11 protein-coding genes are annotated in these 13,167 nt (G+C 54.4%); 4 read left to right on the forward strand and 7 right to left on the reverse strand.

The genetic code is table 11. The features are described from left to right. Positions 1 to 2: 2 nt before the first annotated feature. Positions 3 to 785 (reverse strand): class I SAM-dependent methyltransferase, encoded by a 783-nt coding sequence (locus tag B071_RS0100605; RefSeq protein ID WP_040586845.1) that lies wholly within the window; start codon positions 783 to 785, stop codon positions 3 to 5. Positions 786 to 827: 42 nt separating this feature from the next. Next, on the reverse strand, positions 828 to 1,904 hold the full coding sequence (locus tag B071_RS0100610) for a serine hydrolase domain-containing protein (protein WP_018525162.1): 1,077 nt from the start codon (positions 1,902 to 1,904) through the stop codon (positions 828 to 830). A gap of 362 nt (positions 1,905 to 2,266) precedes the next feature. Between B071_RS0100610 and B071_RS15045 the strand changes: the two genes are divergently transcribed. Both B071_RS15045 and B071_RS15050 read left to right on the forward strand, forming a co-directional pair. Further along, a complete protein-coding gene (locus B071_RS15045) occupies positions 2,267 to 4,177 on the forward strand; it encodes a methyl-accepting chemotaxis protein (RefSeq protein WP_018525163.1) in 1,911 nt (636 codons plus the stop codon). An 87-nt stretch (positions 4,178 to 4,264) separates the two neighbouring features. After that, a complete protein-coding gene (locus tag B071_RS15050; RefSeq protein WP_018525164.1) occupies positions 4,265 to 5,494 on the forward strand; it encodes a GTP-binding protein in 1,230 nt (409 codons plus the stop codon). Between the two features lie 44 nt (positions 5,495 to 5,538). On the opposite strand, the gene B071_RS0100625 is transcribed toward B071_RS15050, so the two are convergent. After that, positions 5,539 to 6,438, reverse strand: coding sequence for a PhzF family isomerase (locus B071_RS0100625; protein ID WP_018525165.1), 900 nt, complete (start codon positions 6,436 to 6,438; stop codon positions 5,539 to 5,541). Positions 6,439 to 6,622: 184 nt separating this feature from the next. On the opposite strand from B071_RS0100625, the gene B071_RS0100630 reads away from it, so the two are divergent. Then, entirely contained in the window at positions 6,623 to 7,540 is a 918-nt protein-coding gene (locus B071_RS0100630) for an AraC family transcriptional regulator (RefSeq protein ID WP_018525166.1), read from the forward strand. Positions 7,541 to 7,907: 367 nt separating this feature from the next. Further along, positions 7,908 to 9,413 (forward strand): NAD(P)/FAD-dependent oxidoreductase, encoded by a 1,506-nt coding sequence (locus B071_RS0100635; protein ID WP_438829515.1) that lies wholly within the window; start codon positions 7,908 to 7,910, stop codon positions 9,411 to 9,413. Between the two features lie 79 nt (positions 9,414 to 9,492). Here B071_RS0100635 and B071_RS0100640 read toward each other — a convergent pair whose 3' ends face one another. The 4 genes from B071_RS0100640 to B071_RS18805 all read right to left on the reverse strand — a co-directional run bounded on the left by B071_RS0100640 (position 9,493) and on the right by B071_RS18805 (position 13,147). After that, a complete protein-coding gene (locus B071_RS0100640; RefSeq protein ID WP_018525168.1) occupies positions 9,493 to 10,227 on the reverse strand; it encodes a copper homeostasis protein CutC in 735 nt (244 codons plus the stop codon). Between the two features lie 118 nt (positions 10,228 to 10,345). Next, positions 10,346 to 11,074, reverse strand: a complete 729-nt coding sequence (locus B071_RS0100645) for a sulfite exporter TauE/SafE family protein (RefSeq protein ID WP_018525169.1) — start codon at positions 11,072 to 11,074, stop codon at positions 10,346 to 10,348. 93 nt (positions 11,075 to 11,167) lie between these two features. Next, complete coding sequence (locus B071_RS0100650) at positions 11,168 to 12,130, reverse strand: nitrilase family protein (RefSeq protein WP_018525170.1); 963 nt, start codon at positions 12,128 to 12,130, stop codon at positions 11,168 to 11,170. Positions 12,131 to 12,610: 480 nt separating this feature from the next. Beyond that, positions 12,611 to 13,147, reverse strand: a complete 537-nt coding sequence (locus B071_RS18805; protein WP_438829516.1) for a Fic family protein — start codon at positions 13,145 to 13,147, stop codon at positions 12,611 to 12,613. Positions 13,148 to 13,167 lie beyond the last annotated feature (20 nt).

Genomic DNA, 13,167 nt, shown 5'->3' on the forward strand with positions numbered 1-13,167 from the left:
GATCAGAGGGGGCGACGCGCCACGAAGAACTCGTAACAATAGAAATCCTGGTAATGACGGTGCATATCAGGTTCCCGGGCCAAGAGGTCCAGCACGGCCAGCGCTTCGGGCTCGCCTGCCCGGACTCTGCGTAATTCCTGGATGCGGGTCTCCATGGGGGTGTAGAAATCATCCCACCAGGCTTCGTCGGGAAGGGTGAAGTGGCCCACGAGGTCCAGTCCGGAGACGTTGATCAGAGTCAGGTCGTCCTGAAGCCAGCCCATCTCGGGATAGTCCAGGTCGAAACTGGCTTTTACTTCGGGGGGAGGATTTTCCCTGCGCCATATGGCGTCGCTGAAGGCGAGATAACCGCCGGGGTGCAGCAGCTCGTAGCATCGAAGGAGGGCCCGGTGCAGCCCCAGGTTATAGAGTGCACCTTCGGACCACAGGAGGTCGAACCTGCCCGGAAGGATCGCCGGGTCGGCCATGTCTCCCTCGATCGCCACGATGCGGTCCTGGAGTCCCCGTTCCCGGACTGTCTTCTGCAGTCGCGCAATACCGGGAGCGTGGGTGTCTATCGCTGTGATAGAGGCGGCAGGAAGAAGTTCGGCCAGCTGGATCGTCTGCCCTCCCACGCCGCAGCCCATATCGAGAATTGTCGGCGAGGAAGGAAGGTCCCGGCACAGTTCAAGAGCCCGTGCTGCGGAGGATGCGTTTCCCGGACCCTGCCGGGGAAGGTCTTCGTAGACCGAAAAAAAGATCTTCTCAAAAAGCGCGTCATCATTTTTGCTGTGGAAATTTTCCATAGTCACCTTCTCCATAGTGTACGTTCGCCGTAGTGAATGGGCTCACTCTTTCTGTGCGGGCTTCGACAAGAGGTCTATCACCCTGAACATGAAGCGAACACTTCTTTTTTGCCAGGATGTGCTGTTAAAGCTTCCGATCAGGTATGTGTCCAGTTCCGGGTGGTAGAACATGTAGGCACCCGTGGCCCCCAGCACGCCCCAGGAACGGTATCGGGCGGGCATAAGGAGCGGAATGGGTCGAACCTTCCAGATGCCATAACCATAATCAAATCCGGGGTACAGCCTGGCGTCGTCATTTTTCATTATCTCCAGTGTATCCCGTGAGACCAGGTGGTATCCCGTCAGGGCTTTCATGAATGCCAGCAGGTCCTCCATGGGGGCCACCACGCCTCCGCCGGCAAAATCGATGCCGGCCAGCGCCTTCAGTTCATTCAATCGGGTGGATCCGATATAGAACCCGGCCTCGGGAGAGGGCGCNGGGGTGGTTGGCTGTGAATAATGAAGCATGTAGGCTGCCTTCATATTCGCGGGATCAAAGACAAGCCGCTTCAGAACGGCGTGAAAGGGTTCTTCACACAGATGCTCGACGATCAATCCCAGCAGGTGATAGTTCGTATCGGTGTAGCGGGCCCTTTTCCCCGGTACTGCCCGGGGTTTCAGATTATCCGTAGTCCATTCAATGGCCTCCCGGGGGCTCATGGCGAAGGTGGGGTCAGCCTGTGCCATCCGAAGGAGGGATGAAAAGTTATCGGGCAAGCCCGATGTCTGGTTCAAAAGATGGCGGATCTGAATACTGGCAGAATAATCCCGTCCCCTCCAGACATGAAGGTTTTTCATCAGGTCCGGGGGCAAGTAGCGGCTCACCGGATCGTGGAAGGAGAGGTGTCCCTGCTCGTGCAGGGTAGCCAGGATTACCGACGTAAAGAGTTTTCCCACGCTGGCCATAAAGACCGGTTGGGTTGGCGAGACTCCCGTACCCTCTCCCGGGCCTTCGGCGAGGTTGAGATGAATTCCCCGGGTGTCTGAATGAACGAGAAGATAGGCGTTTTTGAGCGTTGGATCTCCCTGTACCTGGTTGCGGAAGAACGATTCAATTTCTTCTGTCACGGTTTGAACCATAGCGGGTTTCTCCTGATCCCCGGTTTTCCGGGATGGCGGTCGTCCACCTCTGGTGATGGTAGCGGGGACGGGAACACAGTATCACGTCCAGCAGAGCGGGGAAAGAAAAAAGAAGATTCTCTCCCCGGCAGCCAGAATTCGGAGGGCCGGCCAGCCAAGCCCGTCGGAGCAGGTCCCCGGTGTTATCCGTCACCTGAACTGATCCCTCTGGGTGTGCGGGGGGGGGCGGCCCAACAGGGACGGGGCTCAGGAGTCGGTCTGCCTTCTCTGCCTTCTCTGGATCCTCTGGCCTGTTTGCAAAAGGGATCTGTCTTTCCTACACTTTACGGTATGGGTTCATAATAATCTTTGAGGAGTAACCCGTGGAAGTAAAGCGCAAGAGTTTGAAGAGAACTCTGGTGTTCGGTATTCTCGGTGTCGGGTTTGTTACTATCCTGGCGGTCACCCTCGCTTCTATCGTCATCATCTCCGACAGCAATCGGGCAGCTCTGGATGATCTGGACCAGGAACTGCGTGTATCCTTCGACAGGCTCATCCGGTTCCAGGTGGAGACCGCCTACACGTTGCTGGAAGAACTCGATCGGCTTGCCAGGGAAGGAGTTCTCTCCAGAGAGGTCGCCTATGAGACGGGTGTTTCCCTCTTGCGGGAAATCCGTTACGCCCTGCATCCGGAAGATACGGCCGACGGTTATTTCTGGGCCGATACCAGAGAAGGGGTTAATGTCGTTCTCTACGGACGGGACGATGTGGAGGGGAAGAGCAGGATCAATCTTCAGGATGCTCGGGGCAATTATCTGATCCAGGATATTCTTGCGGCGGCTATGGCCGGCGGGGATTTTGTAAACTACTATTTCCCGAAACTGGGTGAGACCGAACCCGAACCGAAACGATCCTACAGTATGTACTTCGAACCCTTCGATCTGGCGATCGGTACCGGGGCCTACACCGATGATATTGATGCCCTGGTGGAGGAGCGGGCCGAGGAAATGCGGAGCCGTTTTGTTACGCTCCTTCTGATTCAGGCGATCATCGCCATCGCCGGGTTAGCCCTCATGGGAGGGCTGCTGGCCTTCATCTCCTCCAGGGTTGTCAAGCCCATTTGTCGGACCGTTGCGTCCCTGGAAGAGGCAGCCCGCGGAAAGGGCGATCTCACCAGGAGACTTCCCGTGGACAGTGCCGACGAGATCGGCCTTCTGGCAGAAAGCTTCAATCTCTTTACCTCCTCCCTGGAGAAAATGATCCTCCAGATACGCAAATCGGCCTACCGGTTGAACGAGCAGGGAACGAGCCTCTCTTCGAACATGGAAGAAACGGCTGCCGCAGTCAACGAGATATCTGCGAACATTGAGAGTATCGGCGGGCTGATCGACCGGCAGAGCACAAGCGTATCCGAGTCAAGCTCGGCCGTGGAGGAGATCGACCGGAATATCAATGAGCTTGAAAGGATCATTACCCAGCAGGCCGGAGCTGTCACAGAATCATCGGCCTCGATCGAGGAGATGATATCCAACATCGTCTCCATCGGGAATACCGTCAGCCAGTCCGACGAAAGGATAAAAGAACTGGTCAAGGCAGCGGAGGGCGGGAAAGAACAGGTTGGGGCGGTGAACCGGCATCTTCAGAAGGTGGCTCTGGAATCGGAAAGCCTGCTGGAAGCGAACAAGGTGATCTCCTCGGTTGCAGCGCAGACCAACCTCCTGGCGATGAACGCGGCCATCGAGGCGGCGCATGCAGGACAGTACGGACAGGGTTTCGCCGTCGTGGCAAACGAGATTCGCTCTCTGGCAGAGAAGACAACCCAGCAATCGAAAGCAACGGGAGCCTCCCTGAAGAGCATCAAGGGGCTGATCGACGGTGTGGCCGGAACCTCGGGAGAAGCCGAGATAACCTTTGCCAAAGTGCTGGAAATGATCATGACCGTGAGCTATCTGGGGGAGGAGATTCGGCACGCTCTGGAGGAGCAAAATACCGGAGGTCGCGAAATTCTTACGGCTCTTGAAAAGATGAAGGGTCTCATGACCGAGGTAAGCGCTGGTGCTGGTGAGATAGGAACAGGCCGTGCCACGGTTCTCGAGGAGATCACCCGTTTGCGGGAGATTAGTGGTCAGGTTACGGAGAGCATGACAGAGATGAGAGCCGGACTGGGAGAGATCAATACTGCCATCACCGATATAACCTCCGACATGGCAGAGAATAAGGATCTCATCGATGGGCTGGCATCCCTGGTAACCCAGTTCGTGGTAGACGAGTCCGGTGATACCGGGTCCCGGTAGCGGGAATTCTGGCAGCCCCGATCCCGGCAACGGACTGATATGGATGGATGCTTGTCTAAGGGTATTACCTTATGATACCAATGTGCCATGAATGATAGACTTCCTGTAACTGTCCTGTCGGGGTATCTCGGTGCAGGAAAGACAACGCTTCTGAACCACCTTCTGGCGAACCGGCAGGGCCTGCGGGTGGCCGTCATTGTCAACGATATGTCCGAGGTAAACGTCGATGCCGCACTGGTACGAGGCGGGCTGGCCGCGCTGAGTCGGAGCGAGGAAGTCCTGGTGGAGATGTCGAACGGCTGCATCTGCTGTACCCTGCGGGAGGATCTCCTGAAGGAAGTCTCGCGTCTGGCCCGGGAGGGGCGCTTTGACTATCTCCTGATCGAATCATCGGGGATCTCCGAACCATTGCCGATAGCCCAGACCTTCTCATTCGAGGACGAGAGGGGAGAGCCTCTGCGCGATCTGACCCGACTGGACACCATGGTAACCGTTGTAGACGCATCGCGAATTCTTGAGGATCTTTCCGGGAAGGATCTGGCCAGGGGGAGTGAGGGGGAACCGTTCCCTGGAGACCACCAGCGTACGTTGGTGCAGCTGCTCACCGACCAGATAGAGTTCGCCGACGTGCTGATAATCAACAAGATCGATCTGGTGGACGGGGAAACTGCAGGAAAAGTGTCTGCTCTCCTTGCGGCACTCAATCCCGGAGCCCGTCAGGTCAGGGTTAGTCATGGCAGGGTCGATCCAGGCGAGATTCTTGACACCGGGCTTTTTGATCTGGCTGGGGCCGAGGAGAGCGTGGCCTGGCAAGAGGAGCTTCTCACGGGGCACACCCCGGAAACTGAGGAACACGGCATCTCGAGTTTCGTGTTTCGTGCAAGAAAACCGTTTCATCCGGGGCGCCTTATGAAGTACTGGGAAACCGACCAGGACTTTCTGGTGCGGGCAAAGGGTTTCTTCTGGATCGTCACCAGACCGGATCTGGTTTTTTTCTTTTCCCAGGCGGGACAAGACAAGCAGATCGATCAGGCGGGGTATTGGGATGAGGCGATCCCGGGAGCATCGTGTTCCGGCACAGCCGATACAGGGAAAGAGGGCTGTTGTGCCTCCCCGAACGAGTGGGGGGAACGAAAGCAGGAAATTGTCCATATCGGCTTCCAGATGAACCGCGCCAGGATCGAGGCCCAACTCGAAGCGTGTCTGGTGACCGATGAAGAGCTGGGCCAGGGCACGGCTTTCCTGGAATCATGCGAAGACCCCATTGGTGCGTGTCTCGAAGAAGAGACCGGGGCTACCAGGGAGCGCAGATATTAGTGATCAGCGAGCAGGTTCTTCCGTGACAGGCGGCCCCGGGCCTGTCAGATGGATATGTGCGTCTTGAAAACAATGCGGGCTCTTCCACTGACTTGTACAACCTGGGGCCCCTCGTCGTTACTATAGACGTGAACCCTCATGTACCCCTTGCGATCAATTGCTTCTCCCTGTTTTATCTCGAAGGTGTATCCCTGGCGCTTCTCCGGAATTCTTCCGTGCCGTGTTAAATACGCACCCAGTGGACCGTTTGCGTTTCCCGTAACAGGGTCTTCGTGAATTCCTATAGCCGGAGCGAACATCCTCCCGCTTGCAAGAATCCCCTCCTCCTGTGCATCAAAAGTGAAGGCGTAGTATCCGTTACATCCCGTTTTTTGGCTGAGATCGGTTAGTATCCCGGGGTTGATGCGTATTGAATCCAGCGTTTCCTTCTTTCGTATGGGAATCATCACTTTTGAGTGTCCGGTGGACACTATCTGAACGGGAAGAGATGCATCGAGTTCGGAGTGGTTTAAATGTAGTCCCCTCAGGAGAATTTCTCGCTCCTTTTCCGAAAATATCTTTCCGTACTCGATTTTTGCCTGGGTCATGATTATTCTTCTATCGCCATCCTCGCTCTTTATGTATACGGGAAGTATTCCAGCTTTTGTTTTTTGCAATATTTCTCTGTCAGTTATATCGTTATCCCTTGAATACACGTAATGGGCCGCAACTGTTGCATGGCCGCATATTGGGACTTCTTGCGTTGGAGTAAAGAAGCGAACCTCAAGATGGTATTGCTCTCCCACCTTTGGTATAATGAATGCTGTTTCGGAGTTATTCATCTCACGAGCGATCTTTTGCATTTGGGTGTCGTCCAGTTTTTCTGCATTCATGACGACACTGGCCGGGTTTCCCTCAAAGATGGTTTGGGTGAAGGAATCCACCTGGTAGACAACAAGTTTCACGGGGTCTCCTTTGAAATAGTCAAGAATAGAAGGCTGAGGTATGGTTAGCTTTACTATATGTCGATACTCCGGGAATATCCATTTCCCGTGCAGGAACTACCAGCAGATCAATGCAGATCAGCAAGGAACGTCAAGATTTTACCCCTCCCATCGTACATCATGGCCCAGGGAGGAGCGGAGAAGAATGACCGGGGACAGAGAAGAACAGGCAGTCAGGGCAGTGCAGCGGATGCAGGATTATATCGCGCGGCATTTGCAGGAACCCATGACGATGCGACAGCTTGCAACTGTCGCCTGCTACAGTCCGTACCACTGTGCACGGGTATTCAGGGAACTGACCGGGGTTCCTCCGTTTGAGTACATCAGGAGAATGCGTCTGACGCAGTCGGCGATTGTTCTGCGAGATGTCGAAAAACGGGTGCTCGATGTCGCTCTCGATTTCGTCTTCGACTCGCACGAGGGGTTTACGCGGGCTTTTTGCAGGGAGTTTGGCGTTACGCCAAAACAATACGCAAAGAAGCCCCGACCTGTGCAATTCTTTCTGCCCTACGGTGTGACGTTCCGCTACCTCTACACCAAATACAAGGAGTCTTTCATGGAAAAGACACACGAAAAGACCTGTGTGATTTTTGCACAGGTTGTCGAGCGGCCCGCGCGCAAACTGATTTTGAAGCGCGGAGAGAAGGCTGACAACTACTTTCAGTACTGCGAAGAGGTCGGATGCGATGTCTGGGGGATGCTGGTCAGCATCAAGGAGGCCCTTCATGAACCGGCTGGCATCTGGTTGCCCGCCGCGATGCGAGCCGGTGGCAGCGAGTATGTTCAGGGTGTCGAGGTTCCTCACTCATACGACGGGGATATCCCGGAGGGGTTCGATATTATCGATCTTCCGCCCTGCCGCATGATGGTTTTTCAGGGGGAACCCTACGATGATATTACGTTCGGCAACGCAATCGACTCCATGCAAAAACACCTGAAGACGTTCAGGCCGGAACTGTACGGCTACACCTGGGATGGGAATCATCCACGGTTTCAGCTGGAACCGCAGGGGTGGAGAGGGTACATCGAGTTGTGGCCCGTCAGGGAGGTTCAGAAAGACTGATCCCTGCGGGGAGAGGAAACCAGGGGAGTCATGGGTAATCCATGACTCCCCCCCNGACAGGCTCACATCTCTCTGTTTCGATCAGGCTCGATAAGGCGGGCAGGGTTGGTAGAGGAGAACACGGTAGCAACCCGGCGGATCAGAGAACCATCAGAGACCGCGAAGCACAATATGGACAGCACCAGGGGAATGCTCTACATTGAAACCTGACGGTACCCCGACGTCGCCAACGCTCCTTCAGGGGGAGCTACCCCCGGAAGGGAAAGAAGACAGGTACCATCAATTTTTCACGCCTGGGGGAAACTGGTGAATCTCGCGAGCAGNCACGATCATTATTATGTTGTACGAACTGGATAATATCATCCTCATGCCCCACGAGAGTGAGTCGGGGCTCCCCGCTATCGTCGAAGGCCGTCATCCATCGCTGCAGTTTGTCAGGATTCTGAAAAAATCCCTCGATGCCCGGAAAAAGANCAGGGTCCACTGGAAGTACCGCCTCCTGGTGAAAGGGAGTGAGGGACTCTCGCTGAATGGTCTCCAGCCCTGGATCGAACCCTCCACCGAGGTTCTGCCGGAATCGAAGCATACCTCCGTACTGATCGTGGGGGCAGGCCCGGCGGGTCTCTTTGCCGCTCTGCGCCTCGTCGAGCGAGGTGCCCGCGTCACCGTAATCGAGCGNGGCAAGAAGGTGGATGAGCGCATGAAGGACATCGCGCTCCTGAGAAACCAGGGGATCCTTAATACCGAGAGCAATGCCCTGTTTGGGGAAGGTGGGGCCGGGACCTGGTCTGACGGAAAGCTTACCACACGNGTGAACAAGCCGGGAATCTCGTGGATTTTCGATCGTCTTGTTCTGTGCGGTGCTCCGGCGAACATTCTGTATGATTCAAAACCTCATGTAGGAACCGACCTGCTCGTGGGGGTTCTCAGGAACCTCAGAGAGCGGATTGAATCGCTGGGCGGGGTTTTTCTCTTTGAGGAGAAGGTTCTCGATCTCTCTGTNAAAGATGGCAAGGTCTTCGGGGTGCGGACGTCGAAGGACAGGGAGATTTCTTCGGAGCGGATAATCCTCGCCATGGGTCATTCTGCCAGAGACAGTTACGAGATGCTCAAAAGAAACGGTGTCGGTCTCGAGAAGAAAGGTTTNGCTATCGGCGCCCGAATAGAGCATCCGGCGGAGTTCATCAATGTCTCACAGCATGGCACGTTTCATGGCGATCTTCCCTCGGCCGAGTACAGGCTTGTTTACAATAATCAGGCAAAGAAAAGATCGGTGTATTCTTTCTGCATGTGTCCGGGAGGGGAGGTGATCAACTCATCCTCGGAGATTGGCCATCTTTGCGTGAATGGAATGAGCAACAACGCCAGGGATGGGAAGTTTTCCAACTCTGCCCTTGTNGTCTCTCTNCACCCGGAAGATCTTTCTGCTGACCCGCTTTCCGGGATCGAGTTGCAGAGAGAAATCGAGAGAAAAGCCTGGGAGATAGCGGGAGATGGCCTGGCACCCCGGCAGAGGGCTCTCTCCCTCATGAAGGANCACCTTGATGCCGGGCCTGCTGTTTCTTCCTTTCGTCCCGGCACCCGTTCCGCAAGGATGGGAGATTTTCTGCCGGAGTTCGTTGTGCAGATGATCAGGGAGGCCCTTCCGGACTTNGATCGAAAGATCAGGGGNTTCATTTCTGAGGGCCTTTTTATCGGGCCAGAGACACGAACCTCCTCTCCGGTACGGATAGTCCGGGATGCAGGGGGGCAGGCTTCCGTGACGGGGCTTTATCCTGTGGGCGAGGGGGCTGGGTACTCCGGTGGTATTATCAGTTCTGCTCTCGATGGAATGAACGCCGCCGACCGGGTTGCAGACGGGGACGCCCGCTAACCCCGGGGTTTTGATGGGGCGGCGTGCCCTGGGGGAACGCCCGAGACGGGCGCTCCCCGGGTGGTTGTCTGCCGGGGGGTTATCCGTCGGAGGAGAGGATCTCCACCATGTGCCGGACCTCTTCCTCGTCGGCGACATACACGTTGCCGTAATCAAGGACCTCGGTATTGATGAAACTGAGCGGATTTGGGGCGATCGTGCGTGCCGANGCGTGATACTCCCGAGCACCGGTCTTTCTGCGTACTTCCGCAAGGTTGGTGCTCTTGAGGCCCGCGCCGGGCATTACGCAGATCCGGTCGCCAGCGAGTTCCACCAATCGGGCCAGTATTTCCGTTGCCTCGGGGGCGCTTCCTTTNCCCCCTGAGGTGAGGANCCGCTCACAGCCNCAGAGAATCAGGTCTTCCAGAGCCTTGAAAAGATCCGGTGTGCCGTCAAAGACCCGATTNCAGGTGACGCCCATAGGGGCTGCCCATTCGACGATTTGTTTCATTCGTTCTNTATCTATCTCTGCGTTTACCCGTGCCACTCCGACAGATATGCCGTCACAACCAAGATCCTTGCATACCGCTATGTCTTGCCTGATCGCTTCAAAATCGTCGTCGTTATAGTAATAATTCCCCGAGCGTGGTCTGATGATAGGGTAGAGGCGGATATCAACCTGNTCCCGTGCCCGCCGTAGGGTGCCGTAGCTTGGTGTGGTTCCTCCTTCCACGGGGTTGTCGCAGAGTTCTATTCGAGNTGCTCCGGCCCGTTGGGCGATGCGGCAGGATTCGACGTTGAACGCACAAAGTTCAAGCAGATTTGAAACGGACATGGTAACTCCTTCAGGTTCTTCGTTCAGGTAAACTGACAGATTTTCGCAATGATAGGGCGGGCCCGTTGGAAGGTCAACCTGGGCGGAGCAGGGCGCTCCTCCAGGGGTGACTCAGGGGTCAGCTCCAGGGGAAGGATACGGCTCTCGAGATCATGTGAAGAGATAAGAGGGTGAGCAGAATTTTTATTATCCCCAGGACAGTGTCNTTGCTGGCGTGAAGCCGTGCCCGCGTGCCGACAAAGGAGCCCAGAATCGACCCTGTTACCATGGCGGCTGTTATTCCCAGACTTNCACTCAGTCCCGTTGCAATCGCAGAATAGACTGGTATTTTTGCAAAGTGGCTGATTGTCATGAACATCGAGCTGGTGGCGATAATTTCGTCTTTTGATTCCAGTTTCTTTGTTAAGAGGGAGAGGGATAAGGGGCCCGTTGATCCAACNACGAGGCCCAGACCCGTTTGGATAAAGCCGATCACATAATAGTTCTCGTATTTGCTCGCGAGAGAAGAAAACCCTCTGCTCCAGAGGGTGAGAAGAATGTAGCTGCCAATCGCCACGGGCAGGTACCTGATTGGAATATTCGAGAGAAAATACCCAAAAACCAGAGTTCCTGCTACAGATCCCGCCAGAAACCGGGGNAGCAGTGTCCATTTCACGTGGGCGAGGGAGAAGAGCACCCGGGAAGAGTTGCTCGCNAGCTGTGTAATGCCATGGACGGGGATAACGAGGCCAGGGCTTAAGAAGACGGGGAGTATGGCGATAAGCATCATTCCCCCGCCAAAGCCGATGACCCCGGCGACGAGGGAAGTCAGAAAGGATATGAGTCCTAGTGTATAGGCAATCTGCACGGGTGTCTCTTCGTCGTATGGTGTCTGCGCGCAGTGTCCCCGGGCTCTGCGGGGCTGGCTGCGTCGTGCNGCGTCATACTTCCTGCGTTCAGGTCAATTGTCAAGATCNTGTTCCATCCAGACGACGTTCTGGGACGATTTGTGTTCCTGACCCAGTATTTTTCGATACAGCTCGGGCTTGCGGGCTGTGATGTATCGCGTTCCCCCAGCTTGTTCCAGTTTTTCGGGGACCAAGGTGGCGACCGCGATCCCTTCATCGAGGCGGGGGCATTCTGCAATGATATCGCCGAAAGGGTCGATGATCATTGAGCATCCNTTTTTCAGCTGATCATCGTCCATCCCGATGGGATTGGAAAAGACAACGTATACTCCATTATCGTAGGCTCTGGCAGGGAGCCACTTCATCAGCCANGCTCGACCTTTCAGGCCTTCGAACTCTGTGCGAAGCGAGGTCGGATCGGTGTGCCTGTTCTCCCATAATATTGGATCGACAAAGCCCGCACCGGGGCGCGTCGAGGGAGTACACATCGTAACATGAGGCATAAATATGATTTGCGCGCCCAAGAGAGTTGTGGCTCGAACGTTTTCGATGACATTGTTATCGTAGCAAATGAGGATTCCGCATTTCCAGCCCATGATTTCAAAGACTGCGTAGTTGTCGCCGGGTGCTATATGGGGGTTAATGAAGGGGTGTATTTTTCTGTATTTTCCAACGAGGCCCTCCGGTCCGACACATATATATGCTTTGTACAGTTTCCCGTCCGAACCTTGCTCGAAGAGCCCTGCAAGAACGTACAGGTCGAGCTCCCTGGCTATTTGGATCAGCTTTAGTGTGCTCGGTCCTGAGGGAATCGGTTCGGCGAGTTCGGTCATTTCCTGTCGGGACAGCTTTCGTGCAAAAGTATAACCCGTAATTGAGCATTCATGAAAGGCAACTGCCTTTGCCCCGGAGGATGCTGCTTTTCCGCAGAAGTGGTGTATTCTCTCCAGATTAAAGTTCTTGTCACCGCTTGCGTTTTCAAACTGGACTGTTGCGATTTTCAATGGCTTCAGCATTTTTCATTTCCTCTATACAGTTTCGTATCGGGTTCAGCAGGAGCACGGGTGCTAATAATATCTCCGTCGGTCCAGGGCGTGCTTAGCTGGCAATGTCTGGCCCGCGACAGCCCGCGAAGCGGGGTGCGCAAACCGTGACAGAAGGCGTTGTCCGGTTGAAGCTGCTAGAGGCTTGCGGCAGACAAGAAAAAGACCGCAGAGCGTATCGCCAGGCCATCGGAAAGGCAGCGTAAAATCAGTCCAAGAAAAGGTCCGCACGCCCAAGCTATTATCCGCCGAATATATCGATTTTTCCAGCAGAAAAGATTCTTTCGCCTACCAGATTGCCTTCGCCAATCGCACNTGAACAGGACAATCCCTGGATAAGACAGCTTTCCAATTAANGAGTGCCGTCTCTCGGGAGGCCAGGATGCCCCCGTCGGCCTAACAACCGGTTAACCCGCNCGAGGACTTGTCCCGAACGTCGGGTTCAACCGCTTGTTAGCCAATTCTCNTATACCTGGTCATTCGGCCTTCACCAGATGTTTCGAGTCTCCCTCCTTCTACCAACTGCTTGAGATCTCGACTTGCGGTTGCTCCAGATATTCCTTTATTGATTTTCATGTAATCTTTTCTATCAAACCATTCATTCAGTAATGAAAGGGCAAAGTCCGATCTTTTCTTAAAATCAATATTCCCCGGATTTGATTCATCAATGGTTTNTCGTAACGTNAGGTTTATTGCATCAAGCATAAATTCAATAAAACCGGTTGATTTTCCTGTGTTGTCTGCTTCCGCTAATGTTTTATAATATTGTTCTTGGTTGTTTTTTATTGTTTCCTCAATGGGTACATATTCAAATATGGGATTTACGTTCATCAAAAGTCGTGTTTGCCAATATCTTCCCATCCGNCCGTTTCCATCTTCAAAGGGATGAATGAACTCCATCTCATAATGGAATACACAACTTTTAATAATATCTATATCCGAATCTCGCTTGATGTAGTCAAATAAATCCTTCATTAAGCCTGGAACCATTGAATAACCTGGAGCAACAT

The sequence above is a fragment of the Alkalispirochaeta alkalica DSM 8900 genome (assembly GCF_000373545.1).
Classification (GTDB): domain Bacteria; phylum Spirochaetota; class Spirochaetia; order DSM-27196; family Alkalispirochaetaceae; genus Alkalispirochaeta; species Alkalispirochaeta alkalica.

What these genes read in the sequence shown, in the direction of transcription:
- B071_RS0100630 (WP_018525166.1), top strand. Translation starts at nt 6,623, where the DNA reads ATGACCGGGGACAGAGAAGAACAGGCAGTCAGGGCAGTGCAGCGGATG.
- B071_RS15050 (WP_018525164.1), top strand. Translation starts at nt 4,265, where the DNA reads ATGAATGATAGACTTCCTGTAACTGTCCTGTCGGGGTATCTCGGTGCA.
- B071_RS0100605 (WP_040586845.1), bottom strand. Translation starts at nt 785, where the DNA reads ATGGAAAATTTCCACAGCAAAAATGATGACGCGCTTTTTGAGAAGATC.